We start from the raw sequence: 15,726 nt of genomic DNA on the forward strand, positions 1-15,726 counted from the left end.
CGATCAGCCCTCGCCCAGGAGCTTGCCGTCCGAGGTCTCGAACTGCTGCTTGAAGGCGGCGATCGCGTCGGCGATCGACTGCAGCGTGTCGTCGGACATCTTGCCGCCCTCGGCGATGCTGGTCAGGAGGTCCTTGCGCTCACGGCGCAGGTACTCCAGCAGCTCGGCCTCGAAGCGACGGATGTCCTCGACCGGGACGTCGTCCATCTTGCCCGTGGTGCCGGCCCAGACGGAGACGACCTGCTCCTCCATCGGGAACGGGGCGTACTGGGGCTGCTTCAGCAGCTCGACCATGCGCTTACCGCGCTCCAGCGAGGCCTTCGAGGCCGCGTCCAGGTCGGAACCGAAGGCGGCGAACGCCTCCAGCTCGCGGTACTGGGCGAGGTCCACGCGGAGCCGGCCGGAGACCTGCTTCATGGCCTTGTGCTGGGCGGAGCCACCGACTCGGGAGACCGAGATACCGACGTTGAGCGCCGGACGCTGACCCGCGTTGAACAGGTCGGACTCCAGGAAGCACTGGCCGTCGGTGATGGAGATGACGTTGGTCGGGATGAACGCCGACACGTCGTTCGCCTTGGTCTCGACGATCGGGAGGCCCGTCATCGAACCGGCGCCCATCTCGTCGGAGAGCTTGGCGCAGCGTTCCAGCAGACGCGAGTGCAGGTAGAAGACGTCACCCGGGTAGGCCTCACGGCCCGGCGGGCGGCGCAGCAGCAGGGACACGGCGCGGTAGGCGTCGGCCTGCTTCGAGAGGTCGTCGAAGATGATCAGGACGTGCTTGCCCTGGTACATCCAGTGCTGGCCGATGGCCGAACCGGTGTACGGCGCCAGGTACTTGAAGCCGGCCGGGTCGGACGCCGGGGCGGCGACGATGGTCGTGTACTCCAGCGCGCCGGCCTCTTCGAGCGCACCACGCACGGAGGCGATGGTGGAGCCCTTCTGACCGATGGCGACGTAGATGCAGCGCACCTGCTTGTTCACGTCGCCCGAGCGCCAGTTGTCGCGCTGGTTGATGATCGTGTCGACGGCCAGAGCGGTCTTACCCGTCTGACGGTCGCCGATGATCAGCTGACGCTGGCCGCGGCCGATCGGCACCATGGCGTCGACGGCCTTGTAGCCGGTCTGCATCGGCTCGTGCACCGACTTGCGGACCATGACGCCAGGGGCCTGCAGCTCGAGGGCGCGGCGGCCGTCGGTCGCGATCTCGCCGAGACCGTCGATCGGCTGGCCGAGCGGGTCGACGACGCGGCCGAGGTAGCCCTCGCCGACGCCTACGGAGAGCACCTCACCGGTGCGCTGCACCGGCTGGCCCTCCTCGATACCGCTGAACTCGCCGAGGACGATCGCACCGATCTCGCGCTCCTCGAGGTTGAGGGCGAGACCGAGGGTTCCGTCCTCGAACTTCAGCAGCTCGTTCGCCATGGCGGAGGGCAGGCCCTCCACCTTCGCGATGCCGTCGCCGGCAACGCTGACCGTACCGACCTCCTCGCGCGAGGCCGCGTCCGGCTTGTACGACTGGACAAAGTTCTCCAGTGCGTCCCGGATCTCCTCCGGCCGGATCGTGAGCTCCGCCATCTGGGTTCCCTGCTCTCCTTGTTGGGCCCGAAGTTTCTTAAGGGGGTCTGGGGGCCGACCCCCAGGAATCTTCTGCAATTTCTGCACGGCCCAACCGGGCCGCTGGTCTTGCTTGGTCTTCTGCGCTGAGCTGTGTCAGCCGGCCATGCGGCGGGTCGCCTCTTCGAGGCGCTCCGCGACGGTGCCGTTGATGATCTCGTCACCGACGCGCACCGAGATCCCGCCGAGGACCGAGGGGTCCACGTCCAGGTTCAGGTGCATCTCCCGGCCGTACAGCTTCGCCAGAGCCGCGCCGAGGCGCTGCTTCTGCCGGTCGCTGAGCGGCACCGCCGAGGTGACGATCGCGACCATGCGGTCGCGGCGGTCCGCGGCGAGCTTGGACAGGGATTCGAGTCCTGCTTCCAGGCTACGTCCCCGCGGCTGGGTCACCAGGCGGACGATGACCCGCTCGGTGGCCGGCTGTGCCTTTCCGCCGAGCAGGCTGCGCAGCAGCTCGCTCTTGGCGGCGGTGGTGGCCGTACGGCTGGTGAGTGCGGAACGCAGCTCCGTGTCGGAGCCGACGATCCGGCCGAACCGGAACAGCTCGTCCTCGACGTCGTCGAGAGCGCCGGTGCGCTGGGCCGCGGTGAGGTCTGCGGTGTTCGCCAGCTCCTCGACCGAGTCCACCAGGTCACGCGACTGCGACCAGCGGGAGCGGACCAGCCCGGAGACCAGGTCGACGGCTTCGCCGCTGACCTGACCGCTGAGCAGGCGCGCGACCAGCTCGGCCTTGCTCTCGCCGCTCTGGGCCGGGTCCGTGAGAACCCGGCGCAGGGAAACTTCGCGGTGGAGCAGCGCGGTGACCGATGCCAGATCTTCGGCGAGGGCCGCCGCGTCGACCGACGTGTTGTCGGTCAGCGCGTCGAGCCGCTCACGTGCGGCGGCCAGTGCCTCGCGGCTCGCGCCGTTCATCGGGCAGCCTCGGCCTTCGCCTCGAGGTCGTCGAGGAAACGGTCGACGGTGCCGCTCTGCCGGGCGTGGTCCTGGAGGGACTCCCCGACGAGCTTGCCGGCCAGGTCGGTGGCGAGCTTGCCCACGTCCTGACGCAGCGCGGAGGCAGCGGCCTTGCGGTCGGCCTCGATCTGGGTGTGGCCGGCGGCGATGATCTCTTCGCGCTGCCGCTGACCTTCCGCCTTCATCTCCTGGATGATGACGGCACCCTGCTCCTGCGCCTCCTGGCGCAGACGAGCGGCCTCGTGGCGGGCCTCGGCCAGCTGAGCCTTGTACTGCTCAAGAACGCTCTGCGCCTCGGTCTGAGCCGCTTCGGCCTTCTCGATGCCACCTTCGATCGCCTCGCGACGCTCGTCCAGGGCCTTGTTGATGGCCGGGAGGAGCTTCTTGTAGAAGACGAAGAAGACAATGCTGAAGCAGATCAGACCGATGACAATCTCGGGCCAGACCGGAAACAGCGGTGACTGCGGCTCCTCAGCTGCCAGATGCAACATGGTGGACCTTTCGTCGAAAACGTATCGTCAGGTCGCCTGGACTACTTCGGGTAGATGAAGGGCGCGACGAAGCCGATCAGCGCCAGGGCCTCGATGACCGCGAAGCCGAGCAGCATGTTCTGGCGGATGATGCCGGCCGCCTCGGGCTGGCGGGCGATGGCCTGCACACCGTTACCGAAGATGATGCCGATGCCGACGCCGGGGCCGATCGCCGCGAGGCCGTAGCCGATGGTGCCGATGTTGCCCGTGACGGCTGCGAGAGTCTCAGACATTGATCTGTGATTCCTTCTCTTGGTTGGCCGGTGGAGATTGCATCCACCGGACGTCTGGGGGGTGTCCGGGTGGTGGCCCGGATGTCCTCAGTGCGCTTCTTCGAGCGCCTGGGACAAGTACGTGGCGGTCAGCACGGTGAACACGTAGGCCTGGAGCGCCTGAATGAACATCTCGAAGACGGTCAGGGCCAGCGTCACGGCGAACGAGGCAGTGGCGTACACCGTGCCGAGCACGGTGCCGAGCATGTACCAGGTCGCGATCGTGAAGACCAGGATGAGGATGTGACCCGCGAACATGTTCGCGAAGAGCCGGACCGCCAGCGTGAAGGGGCGCACGAAGATGTTCGAGACGAACTCGATCGGCGTCAGGATCACGTAGATCGGCTTGGGCAGGCCGCTCGGTACGCACAGGTTGCGGATACCGCCGACGAAGCCGTTGTTCCGGAAGGTCACCGACATGTAGACGACCCAGACGAGCAGGGCCAGTCCGACCGGGTAGGCGATGAGCGAGGTCACCGGGAACTGTGCGAGCGGGATGATCGCCCAGAGGTTCATCACCCAGATGAAGAAGAAGAGCGACACCAGCAGCGGGACGAAGGGCTCGCCCTTCTTGCCGATGATCTCCTTGGCGATGCCTCGGTGCACGAAGTCGTAAAGGATCTCGGCGACCGACTGCAGCTTGCCCGGAACGACCTTGGGCTTGGAGAAGCCGGCCCAGAACAGGCTCACGATGACGATCGTTCCGATGATCGCCAGCAGCATCGGCTTGTTGAAGTCGACCGGACCGATACTGAAGATCGGGTCGAAGATGAACGACCACGCGCTCGGGGCTGGGAATCCGCACGAGCCCTGGAACAGGTGGCAGTCAACCTCGAAGGCGAGCGTCTGGGCGTCAGCAGTCACCAGGAGCTCCTTCTGCATGGCGCATGGATACGGCTACCTCGTTGTATCGGAGCGGCTGGCAGCCGCAGGTCGGCACCGAACTGGTTCTTACGGTGAGGAGGCGGCGGCCGGGCCCGAAGCCTCGCGATGAATCAGGCGACAGCCGTGTTGTCCGCGCCCGCAGTACCGCAACCGAGACCGGACGATAGCAGCACGTCGAACAGGGCTTTATCCCGGCCCTACTGGTCATGCTTTCCCTCGGTTCCGCCCGGGGCGTTCCGGCTCTCCGCCTCCGGGTCGACGTACAGGGTCTTGCTCCTGGCGTGCAGCACGGTCTGCGTGATGATCCACGTGATCACGGATGCGACCAGCGAGAGGGCGAAGACCTGGAGGTCGAAGAGCGAGGTGTTCCTGATGGCCATGATGAGGCCGAGCAGGAGCACCAGCTGGACCGAGTAGACCAACAGCCCCATGCCCTGGAAGAGGTGGGGCATCGACTTGGCCACCCACTGCAACGCGAGCTGTCCGAGGGCCATGAAAAGGATGACCACCACGCAGCCCACCACGGCACCGATCGCCCCCTCGCCACCCGCGAGCAGCCCGCCGACAAGCGTGGCGATGGCGCCCACCGCGGCGGTGGGGGTGGCGATGCGCAGTAGTTCGCGCATGTCGGACTGCATGGCGGCAGCTCCACTGGTCTGAGAGGAGGAATGGGGCGTCGTCATGGACGAGCGTAGGCCCGGTCCGCGAGGCGGTTTACCAGGCCAAAGGACCGTCTCACTAGGGTCCTTCGGCTCCGTCACCGGGTCTCGTGAACGGTATCACAAACTATTTGATGAGGTCTTTACCTGGAAAGTGTGCCAACTGTCACACATGAGAGTTACTCCGCGCGTGTGTGCACGACAAGCCGGTGCAATGTCTGGTAATGCGCCACAGCATCCGAATCGTCAGCGCGAGGAGTCGATGGAGCGCCGCTCAGGAAAACGCGAACGGGCGCCGATCGCGGTCGCCCCGTTGACGCCGGACACCCCGACCGCCACGGGGGCCCGTTCGGGGCCCTCCTCGCACATCTGAGCGTCTGCCGGGCCCTGTTGGGCCCCGGAGCCCACGGTCGCCGGCTTCTCGTCGTACGAGGGGGAGGAGGCCTGCTCCGTCGCCCGGTGGCGGTAGCGCGGCGGCACGAAGCGGTTGGCCCAGTGCGGGGCGCGCGGGGTGAAGCGCGGCATCAGCAGCAGGACCAGGCCCACCGCGCTCGCCGCGACGATGACGAAGACGATCCACATCGAGGCCGAGTGCACCGAGTAGCCGACGGCGCCGAAGGCGATGAGGGCCGACCAGAAGTACATGATCAGCACGGCCCGGCTGTGCGAGTGGCCGACTTCCAGCAGCCGGTGGTGCAGGTGCCCGCGGTCGGCGGCGAACGGCGACTGGCCGTTCCAGGTGCGCCGGACGATGGCGAGCACGAGGTCGGCGGCCGGGATCGCGATGATCGTCAGCGGCAGCACCAGCGGGATGAAGACCGGGAGCATCGCGTGGGTGGCCCCGCGCTCGCTGCCCTCGAAGAAGATCTTCATGTTGTCCGGGTCGACCTGGCCGGTGACCGAGATCGCGCCCGCCGCCAGCACCAGGCCGATCAGCATCGAGCCCGAGTCGCCCATGAAGATCCGCGCGGGGTGCATGTTGTGCGGCAGGAAGCCCAGGCACATGCCCATCAGGATCGCCGCGAACAGCGTCGCGGGCGCGGCCGCCTCGATCCCGTACCCGTACCAGAGGCGGTAGGCGTACAGGAAGAACGCCGCCGAGGCGATGCACACCATCCCCGCCGCGAGCCCGTCCAGGCCGTCGACGAAGTTGACCGCGTTGATCGTGATGACGACCAGCGCCACCGTGAGCAGCGTGCCCTGCCACTGGGTGAGGGCGACCGTGCCTACGCCGGGGATCGGCAGCCAGAGGATCGTGAGCCCCTGGATGACCATGACGGCGGCGGCGATCATCTGACCGCCGAGCTTGATCAGCGCATCGATCTCGAACTTGTCGTCGAGCACGCCGATCAGCCAGATGAGGGCGGCACCGGAGAGCAACGCCCGCGGCTCGTTGGAGAGTTCGAAGACACCCTTCAGATTGAAGAGGTGGTCGGCGACGATCAGTCCCGCACACAGTCCGCCGAACATCGCGATCCCGCCGAGCCGGGGTGTCGGCTCCCGGTGGACGTCGCGCGCGCGGATCGCGGGCATCGCCCCGACCGCGATGGCGAACTTACGCACCGGCCCGGTCAGCAGGTAGGTCACTGCGGCCGTGACACAGAGCGTCAGCAGGTAATCACGCACGGGCTGCCCCACAGAATTCGCCGGCCATCCAAACCCCACACCCTAGTCTCTGAAACAAGGACTCCACGGTACGGGTGATGGTTGCACAACCCTCGCCTACCCCGGATAGGGCGGATTGCGCAGGGCCAGTTCATGGACCTCCGCCGCGATCGGGCTCACATCGCCCGGCTCGCGCACGGCCGCCCCGAACAGGGCCGCGATCCTCGCCATGTCCCCCTCGTCCATGCCCTGCGTGGTGACGGCGGCGGTCCCCAGGCGAATGCCCCGGGCCTCCCCGTACGGCAGCGCACAGGTGTCCAGGACCATGCCCGCGGCCGAGAGCCGCATCCGGGCGGTGCGGCCGTCGACGCCGAGCGGGGCCGGGTCCGCGACGATGATGTGGGTGTCCGTGCCGCCCGTGGTCACCTCGAACCCCTCGGCCTCCAGACCGGCGGCGAGCACCCGGGCGTGGGCGACGACCTGATGGGCGTAGAGCGTGTACGCCGGTGTCTCCGCCTCCCCGAACGCCACCGCCTTCGCCGCCACCGTGTGCATCTGAGCGCCGCCCTGCGTGAACGGGAACACCGCGCGGTCGATCCGCTCGGCCAGACCCGCGCCGCAAAGGATCATGCCGCCGCGCGGACCGCGCAGCACCTTGTGCGTGGTGGCGCAGACCACGTCGGCGTACGGGACCGGGTTCGGCGCCGCTCCCCCTGCGATCAGCCCCATCGGATGGGCGGCATCGACGATCAGGTACGCGCCGACCTCGTCGGCGATCTCCCGGAACACCTCGTAGTCGGGGTGGCGGGGGTAGGAGATCGAGCCGCAGACGATCGCCTTGGGGCGTCGGGCGCGGGCCAGGGCGCGGAGCCGATTGTGGTCGATGAGCCCGCTCGTGGGGTCCACCCCGTAGCCGACGAAGTCGAACCAGCGGCCGGAGAAGTTGCCGGGCGCCCCGTGGGTGAGGTGCCCCCCGTACGGGAGTCCCATCGCGAGCACCGTGTCCCCCGGGCGCAGCAGCGCGGCGTAGGCGGCGAGGACGGCGGAGGAGCCGGAGTGCGGCTGGACGTTGGCGTGTTCGGCGCCGAAGAGGGCGGTGGCCCGGCGGACCGCGATGCGTTCGGCGGCGTCCGCGTGCTCGCAGCCGCCGTGGTGGCGGGCGCCCGGGTACCCCTCGGCGTACTTGTTGGCGAGCGGGGAGCCGAGGGCGGCCAGGACCGCGGGCGAGGTGAAGTTCTCGGCGGCGACCAGCTGGAGGGTGGCGGCCTGCCGGTCCCGCTCGGCGACCAGGACCCCGGCGATCTCCGGGTCCTGGCGGAGCAGCGCGCCGAAGTCCTGGGGGAGGTCGTCGGGCGGGGGCGGCGCGGCTGCGGATGCGGGTGCGGCGGGAGAGGTGACCGGCATGGGACGGCTCCGGGCCTGGAGGTGGGTGCGCCGGCGAGGGGTGCCGGTGTCAGCTCCAATGTAGGCCGGGGCGGGTCGGTGTGCCCGCTGTCGCGGGGCGCCGTACGCCGGTCGGCGCACCGGGCGTACCGGGCGGGTCGGCGCTCGGCGCGGAGCACGTACGGGCGTGAGGCGCGCAGCGCGTACGGCCGTCGGGCGCGCAGCGTGTGTGTCCGTCGGCGCCGGGCTCGTACGCCGGTCGGCGCGTGGCACGTACTCCCCGTCAGTGCGGGCGCCTGCTTCCCGTCGGCGCTCGGCGCGTACGCCGGTCCGCGCCGGGCGCGGGCCTCCCCTCAGTGCGGGGCGCGTACGCCGGTGAGCGCCGTGACGACCGGGTCGAGCGCCTGGTTGATCTCGTCGCCGATGGAGCGGAAGAAGGTGATGGGCGCGCCGTAGGGGTCGTAGACCTCGTCCGCCTCGGCGGTCGGGGCCAGCAGCCAGCCGCGCAGCGCCGCGGCGGCGCGGACCAGGGCGCGGGCGCGCTCGACGACGCCCTCGTCGAGCGGGTCGGGCAGGGTGGCGGGGTCTATGGCCCGCACCAGCCGGGTGAACTCCTTGAGCGTGAAGGTCCGCAGGCCCGCGGAGTGGCCCATGGAGATGACCTGGGCCCTGTGGTCGCGGGTGGCGGTGAGGACCAGGTCGGCGCGGATCACGTGCTCGTCGAGGAGCTCGCGGCCGACGAAGCCGCTGGCGTCCGCGCCGAAGTCGGCGAGGACGACCTCGGCGTTGGCCTCCATGGGGGCGCCCTCATGGCCCCAGGTGCCCGCGCTCTCCACGATCAGGCCGCCGCTGAGCGGGTCGCCGAGGCGGTCCATCAGGGCGTGGCGGGTCAGCCGCTCGGTGATGGGCGAGCGGCAGACGTTGCCGGTGCTGACGTGGAGGATGCGGAAGGTGTCGGTCCGCCCCGCTATGCCACGCCCCTCGGGGGCGGTCAATTGGCCACCTCGAGGTCGGGTACCACCTTGCGCAGCTCCTCCACGGAGAGCGCACCGGCCCGCAGGAGCACCGGGACGGCACCGGTGACGTCGACGATCGAGGACGGCACGATGCCGGGCGTCGGGCCGCCGTCGAGGTAGACGGAGACGGAGTCGCCCAGCATGCCCTGGGCGGCGTCGCAGTCCTCGGGCGAGGGGTGTCCGGTGAGGTTGGCGCTGGAGACGGCCATCGGGCCGACCTCGGTCAGCAGCTCGATGGCGACGGGGTGCAGCGGCATCCGGATGGCGACGGTGCCGCGGGTGTCGCCGAGGTCCCACTGGAGCGAGGGCTGGTGCTTGGCGACCAGGGTGAGGGCGCCGGGCCAGAAGGCGTCGACCAGCTCCCAGGCCTGCTCGGAGAAGTCGGTGACCAGGCCGTGCAGGGTGTTCGGGGAGCCGATGAGGACGGGGGTGGGCATGTTGCGGCCGCGCCCCTTGGCGTCCAGCAGGTCGGCGACGCCCTCGGAGCTGAAGGCGTCCGCACCGATCCCGTACACGGTGTCGGTGGGCAGCACGACCAGTTCGCCGCGGCGGACGGCGGAGGCGGCCTCGCGCAGCCCGCTGATCCGGTCGGTCGCGTCGTTGCAGTCGTATCGCCGTGCCATCAGCCGGCCTCCTCGAGCGTGTACGGGTACGGGGTGTGGAGCCGGGGGCCGGTCACGGCATGGCCTTGCGGGCGGTGGCGAACCGGGGCCGCTTGTTCAGGTCGGGGTGGTCGGCCGCGTCGGCCCAGCCCCGCTCCTCGGTGAAGATCCACGGCACCTGGCCGCCCTGGGTGTCGGCGTGCTCGATGACGACGAGACCGCCGGGGCGCAGCAGACGGTGGGCGGTGCGCTCGATGCCGCGGATGGTGTCGAGGCCGTCCTCGCCGGAGAAGAGGGCCATCTCCGGGTCGTGGTCGCGGGCCTCGGGGGCGACGTACTCCCATTCGGTGAGTGGGATGTACGGCGGGTTGGAGATCACCAGGTCGACCTGGCCGTCGAGCTCGGGAAGGGCGCTCAGGGCGTCTCCGCGGTGGACGGTGACCCTGGACCCCTCGGCGTTCTTCCGGGTCCACTTGAGGGCGTCCTCGGAGAGCTCCACGGCGTGTACGCGCGAGCGCGGGACCTCCTGTGCCATGGCGAGCGCGATGGCGCCGGAGCCGGTGCACAGGTCGACGACGACGGGCTCGACGACATCCATCGCGCGGACGGCGTCTATGGCCCAGCCGACGACCGACTCGGTCTCCGGCCGGGGCACGAACACACCGGGCCCCACCTGGAGTTCCAGATAGCGGAAGAAGGCGCGGCCGGTGATGTGCTGGAGCGGTTCGCGGGCCTCGCGGCGGGCGATCGTCTCCCAGTACCGGGCGTCGAAGTCGGTGTCGGGCACCTGGTGAAGCTCGCCCCGCTTCACGCCGTGGACGAAGGCCGCGAGTTCCTCGGCGTCGAATCGCGGTGAGGGGACACCGGCGTCGGCCAGCCGCTGGGTGGCCTGGGCCACCTCGGCGAGCAGCAGGTTCATCGCGGTTCTCCGTACGGTTTACGGGTGTGCGGGGCGGGCGGTGCGCTTACGCGTTGGCGAGCTTGGCGGCGGAGTCGGCGTCGACGCACGCCTGGATGACGGCGTCGAGCTCTCCGTCGAGCACCTGGTCCAAGTTGTACGCCTTGAAGCCGACGCGGTGGTCCGAGATGCGGTTTTCCGGGAAGTTGTACGTGCGGATCTTCTCGGAGCGGTCGACCGTACGGACCTGGCTGCGGCGCACGTCGGAGGCCTCCTGCTCGGCGGCCTCCTGGGCGGCGGCGAGCAGCCGGGAGCGCAGGATGCGCATGGCCTGCTCCTTGTTCTGGAGCTGGCTCTTCTCGTTCTGGCAGGAGGCGACGACGCCGGTCGGCAGGTGCGTGATCCGGACGGCGGAGTCGGTCGTGTTGACGGACTGGCCGCCGGGGCCCGAGGAGCGGTAGACGTCGATGCGCAGGTCGTTGGCGTGGACCTCGACCTCGACCTCCTCGGCCTCGGGGGTGACGAGCACGCCCGCGGCGGAGGTGTGGATGCGGCCCTGGGACTCGGTGGAGGGCACGCGCTGCACCCGGTGCACACCGCCCTCGTACTTCATCCGGGCCCAGACGCCCTGGCCGGGCTCGGTGGCCCCGTTGCCGCCCTTGGTCTTGACGGCGACCTGGACGTCCTTGTAGCCGCCGAGCTCGGACTCGGTGGAGTCGATGATCTCGGTCTTCCAGCCGATGCGCTCGGCGTACCGCAGGTACATGCGCAGCAGGTCGCCGGCGAACAGGGCGGACTCGTCGCCGCCCGCGCCCGCCTTGATCTCCAGGAGGACGTCCTTGTCGTCGCTGGGGTCGCGCGGGACGAGGAGGAGGCGGAGCTTCTCGGTGAGCTCTTCGCGCTGCTTCTCCAGGTCCTTGACCTCGGCGGCGAAGTCGGGGTCGTCCGCGACGAACTCGCGGGCGGTCTCGATGTCCTCGCCGGTCTGCTTCCAGGCCCGGTACGTGGAGACGATCGGGGTCAGCTCCGCGTAGCGCTTGTTCAGCTTGCGCGCGTTGGCCTGGTCGGCGTGGACCGACGGGTCGGCGAGCTTCTTCTCAAGACCGGCGTGTTCGCCGATCAGTTCCTCGACCGCCTCGAACATTCGGGGGCTCCTGGTTGGTCTGAAAGTCTGCGGGCCTGCTGGAGGGCGTACTGCCCGGTGGGGTGTCCGGAGGTCCCCCGAACACCCGACCGGAAAAAACGCCGGTTCCGACGCCCCCGGGAAGAGGGCGCCGAGAACCGGCGCAGTGGCTCGCTACTTGCTGGCGGAGCCGGCAGCCTTGCCGAAGCGGGCCTCGAAGCGGGCCACGCGGCCGCCGGTGTCGAGGATCTTCTGCTTACCCGTGTAGAACGGGTGGCACTCGGAGCAGACGTCGGCGCGGATGGCGCCGGAGTCGATGGTGCTCCGGGTGGTGAACGACGCGCCACAGGTGCAGCTGACCTGGGTCTCGACGTACTCGGGGTGGATGTCGCGCTTCAAGGTGTCTCCTAGTTTCGGGAGGGCGCCGGGTCGTCCGCGCGGATTGCGCGGCCGTGAACCGGGGCCGACGTACCAGTCTGCCAGGACCGGCCGTATCTCCCAAAACCGGGGGCGGACCGCAGGTATTCCCGAACACCTGAGCACACAGGGTGACCGGGACGGTTACTCGACGACCTTTCCGGCGTCGCCCTTGTCCCCGGCGGACTTCTCGGTGGCGGAGGCGGGGATGGGCAGGTCGTTCCTGAGCGCCGCCCACACCTGCCGGCCGGCCTTCTCCTGGGGGAGGACCCGGTTCGGGTCGGCCGGGTCGTACTCCACCGGCAGGGTCACCATGTGGACGTTCTTCGCGCCCAGCCCCTTGAGGCCGTTGGCGAAGCCGGTGAGTTCCTTGACCGAGCCGAGGCCGGAGTCGGTGGTGACGGCCTTGGTGGCGGCGTTCGCGAGGCCGAACAGCTTCTTCGGGCTGGAGAACACCCCGACACTCTTCGCCTGCTCCATCAGCGCCTTGATGAACGCCTGCTGGAGCTGGATCCGGCCCAGGTCGCTGCCGTCACCGACGCTCTTGCGGGTACGGACGAGCCCGAGGGACTCCTCGCCGTCCAGGGTGTGGGTGCCCGGCTCCAGGTCGAGGTGGCTCTTGGAGTCGTTGATGGCTGTCTTCGTGGTGATCTCGACGCCGCCGAGCTCGTCGATGAGCTTCTCGAAGCCGGTGAAGTCGACCTCGATGTAGTGGTCCATGCGGATACCGGACATCGATTCGACGGTCTTCACCGCACAGGCCGGCCCGCCGACCTCGTACGCGGTGTTGAACATGGCCCGCTGCTGGGCGGTGACCGTCTCGTCCGTCGTGTCGCTCGCGCAGGCGGGGCGTTCGATCAGGGTGTCGCGCGGTATCGAGACGACGCTCGCGGACTTGTGGCCCTTGTCGACGTGCACGACCATCGCCGTGTCGGAACGGGCGGCGCCCTCGTCGGCGCCGTACTTCCCGTTGTCGCCGGAGCGCGAGTCGGAGCCCAGCACCAGGATGTCCTGCGAGCCGTCGTCCACGTCGTCGGGGCGGTCGGTGCCGAGCTTGGCGTCGATGTCGATGCTGGAGAGGTTGCCGTCGAGCGTGACGTACGCGTATCCGAGCCCGGCACCGCCGACCACCACCACACCTGCCACCGTCCAGGCCGTGACGGCCTTGGCACGGTGCCGGCGGGAGGGCTTCCTCCGGCGGGTGCCGGTGCCGCGTATCCGCCCCGGGGTCTTCTTCTGCTCGCTCACGCGTCTCCCTCGTACGGCGCTCCGCTGCTCCTCGCCCCCGGACCGTGACGGATCCGGGACGGTTTGTCATCGCTTGATCAGACGTCGAAGCAGCAAGAAGGGTTGCACAGAGGGCTGTGTGCCCACGGTGAGCGCCCGAGGGCGTGCGCGGGCCGCCGGGCGGCCCGCGATCCGGCGTTCACCTGCGGTTTCCCGCCCCGGGCAGCATCCGTGCGGGGCGTATTCCGGTGGGGCTGCGTGTGGGAAACGTCTCGGGGAACGCGGAGGGCCCCCGGCGCCGGGGCGCCGGGGGCCCTCCGCGTCAACTGCCGTGGATACGTCAGTCGTTGCCGTTGCCCGGCGTCGTCTTCTGGATCTGGAGCAGGAACTCCGCGTTGGACTGGGTCTTCTTCATCCGGTCCAGGAGGAGCTCGATCGCCTGCTGCTGGTCGAGCGCGTGCAGCACCCGGCGCAGCTTCCAGACGACCGCCAGCTCGTCGGTGCCGAGCAGGATCTCTTCCTTACGGGTGGAGGACGCGTCGACGTCCACCGCCGGGAAGATGCGCTTGTCCGAGAGCTTCCGGTCGAGCTTGAGCTCCATGTTGCCGGTGCCCTTGAACTCCTCGAAGATCACCTCGTCCATGCGCGAGCCGGTCTCGACGAGCGCGGTCGCCAGGATGGTCAGCGAGCCGCCGTCCTCGATGTTGCGCGCGGCACCGAAGAAGCGCTTCGGGGGGTACAGCGCGGTCGAGTCGACACCACCGGAGAGGATGCGGCCGGAGGCGGGCGCCGCGAGGTTGTACGCGCGGCCCAGACGGGTGATCGAGTCGAGCAGGACGACCACGTCGTGACCCAGCTCCACGAGACGCTTGGCGCGCTCGATGGCCAGCTCGGCGACGGTGGTGTGGTCCTCGGCGGGACGGTCGAAGGTCGAGGAGATGACCTCGCCCTTCACCGACCGCTGCATGTCGGTGACCTCTTCCGGACGCTCGTCGACCAGGACGACCATCAGGTGGCACTCGGGACTGTTGACCGTGATCGCGTTGGCGATGGCCTGCAGGATCATGGTCTTACCGGTCTTCGGCGGGGCCACGATGAGCCCGCGCTGACCCTTGCCGATCGGGGCCACCAGGTCGATGATCCGCGTCGTCAGGATGTTGGAGTCGGTCTCCAGACGGAGCCGGTCCTGCGGGTAGAGCGGGGTCAGCTTCTGGAACTCGGGGCGGCCCCGGCCGGACTCGGGGGCCATGCCGTTGACCGAGTCGAGGCGGACGAGCGCGTTGAACTTCTCGCGCCGCTCGCCGTCCTTGGGCTGCCGCACGGCGCCGGTGACGTGGTCACCCTTGCGCAGGCCGTTCTTGCGGACCTGGGCGAGCGAGACGTACACGTCGTTCGGGCCCGGCAGGTAGCCGGAGGTCCGGATGAACGCGTAGTTGTCGAGGATGTCCAGGATGCCCGCGACGGGGATCAGGACGTCGTCGTCGGCCACCTGCACATCGCTGGCGAAGTCCTCGCGGCCACGGCGGCCACGGCGGTCGCGGTAGCGGCCACGACGGCCGCGGCGGCCGCCCGCCTCGTCGTCGAAGTCGTCCTGCGGACCGTTGTCACGGTTCTGCTGGCTCTGGCCCTGCCCCTGGCCCTGGCTCTGCCCCTGGCCCTGGCCCTGGCGCTGCGGGCGCTGCCCGCCGCCCTGCTGGCCCTGGTCGTCGCCCTTGCCCCGGCGGTCGCGCTGGCGCTCGCGGCGCTCCCCGCGCTCGCCCCGGTCACCGCGCTCGCCGCGGCCCTGGCGGTCACCACGACGGCCCTCGGCGGTGTCGGCGGCGGCCTCGGCCTTGGCGTCGCCCTTGGGCTCGCCGCGGTCCTCGGTCTTCTGCTCGGCCTGCGGCTCCGCCTTGGCCTCGGTCTTCGCCTCGGCCTTCGTGTCGGGGCTGCCCGCCTGAGCGGTCGCGCGGCGGCGACGGCGCTCGCCCGTGGGCTGGTCGTCGCTGGCCGGCTGACCGGGGATGTCGATCTGCTGCTGGGCCGCGGCCTTCTCGGCGGCGGCCTCGTCCCCGGTGCGCGCCTTGGAGGTGGCACGCCGCTTGGGCTTGCTCTCCGCCTCGGCGGCGGGGGCCTCGGCGGCCTTGGAGGAGGTCTTGGGGGCGGCGGATCCGCCGCCCGCCTGCGCCTCCTTGATGACCTCGATCAGCTGGCTCTTGCGCATCCGCGCAGTACCCCTGATGCCGAGGCCGGACGCGACCTGCTGCAGCTCGGCCAGGACCATGCCCTCGAGGCCGGTGCCGGAGCGGCGGCGCCGTGCGGTGGTGCCAGTGGCAGCACCTTCGGCGGGCGCGGCGCTGTCGACGTTCTTGTCGGCAGTGACGCCCATCAGATCGGTGGTGTCGCTCACGAAGGGTCCTTCCCTGGAGCGGACGTCGGCCTTCTGGCTCGGCGACCGGTTGTGCTGTCCGACTGCGGTCTGTTGATCTTGCTGGATCGCGGACCTTGCCGGGGCGGTGGTCCGCCGGGTACGGCGGAGAGATGAACGTACGGGGTCCGGCG

The 15,726-nt window shown here is 69.8% G+C and carries 15 protein-coding genes; all 15 read right to left on the reverse strand.

All coding sequences use genetic code 11. The features are described 5' to 3' along the window. Positions 1 to 3: 3 nt before the first annotated feature. The 15 genes from atpA to rho all read right to left on the reverse strand — a co-directional run bounded on the left by atpA (position 4) and on the right by rho (position 15,574). Positions 4 to 1,575, reverse strand: coding sequence for a F0F1 ATP synthase subunit alpha (gene atpA, locus ACK8N7_RS10370; protein ID WP_015611378.1), 1,572 nt, complete (start codon positions 1,573 to 1,575; stop codon positions 4 to 6). Positions 1,576 to 1,710: 135 nt separating this feature from the next. Next, a complete protein-coding gene (locus ACK8N7_RS10375; protein WP_403209789.1) occupies positions 1,711 to 2,526 on the reverse strand; it encodes a F0F1 ATP synthase subunit delta in 816 nt (271 codons plus the stop codon). After that, complete coding sequence (locus ACK8N7_RS10380; protein WP_500441981.1) at positions 2,523 to 3,059, reverse strand: F0F1 ATP synthase subunit B; 537 nt, start codon at positions 3,057 to 3,059, stop codon at positions 2,523 to 2,525. The genes ACK8N7_RS10375 and ACK8N7_RS10380 overlap by 4 nt, the downstream gene beginning before the upstream one ends. Positions 3,060 to 3,100: 41 nt before the next feature. Then, positions 3,101 to 3,331, reverse strand: a complete 231-nt coding sequence (gene atpE / locus ACK8N7_RS10385) for an ATP synthase F0 subunit C (protein ID WP_015611375.1) — start codon at positions 3,329 to 3,331, stop codon at positions 3,101 to 3,103. 87 nt (positions 3,332 to 3,418) lie between these two features. After that, a complete protein-coding gene (gene atpB, locus ACK8N7_RS10390) occupies positions 3,419 to 4,252 on the reverse strand; it encodes a F0F1 ATP synthase subunit A (protein WP_015611374.1) in 834 nt (277 codons plus the stop codon). Between the two features lie 200 nt (positions 4,253 to 4,452). Then, positions 4,453 to 4,893, reverse strand: a complete 441-nt coding sequence (locus ACK8N7_RS10395) for a Cg1360 family ATP-synthase-associated protein (RefSeq protein WP_500441984.1) — start codon at positions 4,891 to 4,893, stop codon at positions 4,453 to 4,455. A 267-nt stretch (positions 4,894 to 5,160) separates the two neighbouring features. Continuing rightward, the gene (locus ACK8N7_RS10400) at positions 5,161 to 6,540 is read right to left on the reverse strand and encodes an MraY family glycosyltransferase (protein WP_403209784.1); all 1,380 of its coding nucleotides are present in this window, start codon (positions 6,538 to 6,540) and stop codon (positions 5,161 to 5,163) included. Between the two features lie 96 nt (positions 6,541 to 6,636). Beyond that, positions 6,637 to 7,923, reverse strand: coding sequence for a serine hydroxymethyltransferase (gene glyA, locus ACK8N7_RS10405; protein ID WP_403209782.1), 1,287 nt, complete (start codon positions 7,921 to 7,923; stop codon positions 6,637 to 6,639). 332 nt (positions 7,924 to 8,255) lie between these two features. After that, positions 8,256 to 8,897, reverse strand: a complete 642-nt coding sequence (locus ACK8N7_RS10410) for an arsenate reductase/protein-tyrosine-phosphatase family protein (protein ID WP_099130161.1) — start codon at positions 8,895 to 8,897, stop codon at positions 8,256 to 8,258. Next, positions 8,894 to 9,541 carry an L-threonylcarbamoyladenylate synthase gene (locus tag ACK8N7_RS10415; protein ID WP_015611367.1) on the reverse strand — a complete coding sequence of 216 codons (648 nt, stop codon included), beginning with the start codon at positions 9,539 to 9,541 and terminating at the stop codon, positions 8,894 to 8,896. The genes ACK8N7_RS10410 and ACK8N7_RS10415 overlap by 4 nt, the downstream gene beginning before the upstream one ends. Positions 9,542 to 9,593: 52 nt before the next feature. Next, positions 9,594 to 10,439 (reverse strand): peptide chain release factor N(5)-glutamine methyltransferase, encoded by an 846-nt coding sequence (gene prmC, locus ACK8N7_RS10420; protein WP_015611366.1) that lies wholly within the window; start codon positions 10,437 to 10,439, stop codon positions 9,594 to 9,596. A gap of 46 nt (positions 10,440 to 10,485) precedes the next feature. Next, a complete protein-coding gene (prfA, locus tag ACK8N7_RS10425; protein WP_403209780.1) occupies positions 10,486 to 11,562 on the reverse strand; it encodes a peptide chain release factor 1 in 1,077 nt (358 codons plus the stop codon). Between the two features lie 153 nt (positions 11,563 to 11,715). Then, positions 11,716 to 11,940, reverse strand: coding sequence for a 50S ribosomal protein L31 (gene rpmE, locus ACK8N7_RS10430; RefSeq protein WP_015611364.1), 225 nt, complete (start codon positions 11,938 to 11,940; stop codon positions 11,716 to 11,718). A gap of 162 nt (positions 11,941 to 12,102) precedes the next feature. Next, positions 12,103 to 13,206, reverse strand: coding sequence for an LCP family protein (locus tag ACK8N7_RS10435; RefSeq protein WP_500441986.1), 1,104 nt, complete (start codon positions 13,204 to 13,206; stop codon positions 12,103 to 12,105). A 319-nt stretch (positions 13,207 to 13,525) separates the two neighbouring features. Continuing rightward, positions 13,526 to 15,574: a transcription termination factor Rho gene (rho, locus tag ACK8N7_RS10440; protein WP_500441988.1), complete on the reverse strand. Its 2,049-nt coding sequence runs from the start codon at positions 15,572 to 15,574 to the stop codon at positions 13,526 to 13,528. Positions 15,575 to 15,726: the final 152 nt, after the last annotated feature.

Source organism: Streptomyces griseobrunneus (assembly GCF_046713465.1).
Lineage (GTDB): Bacteria > Actinomycetota > Actinomycetes > Streptomycetales > Streptomycetaceae > Streptomyces > Streptomyces microflavus.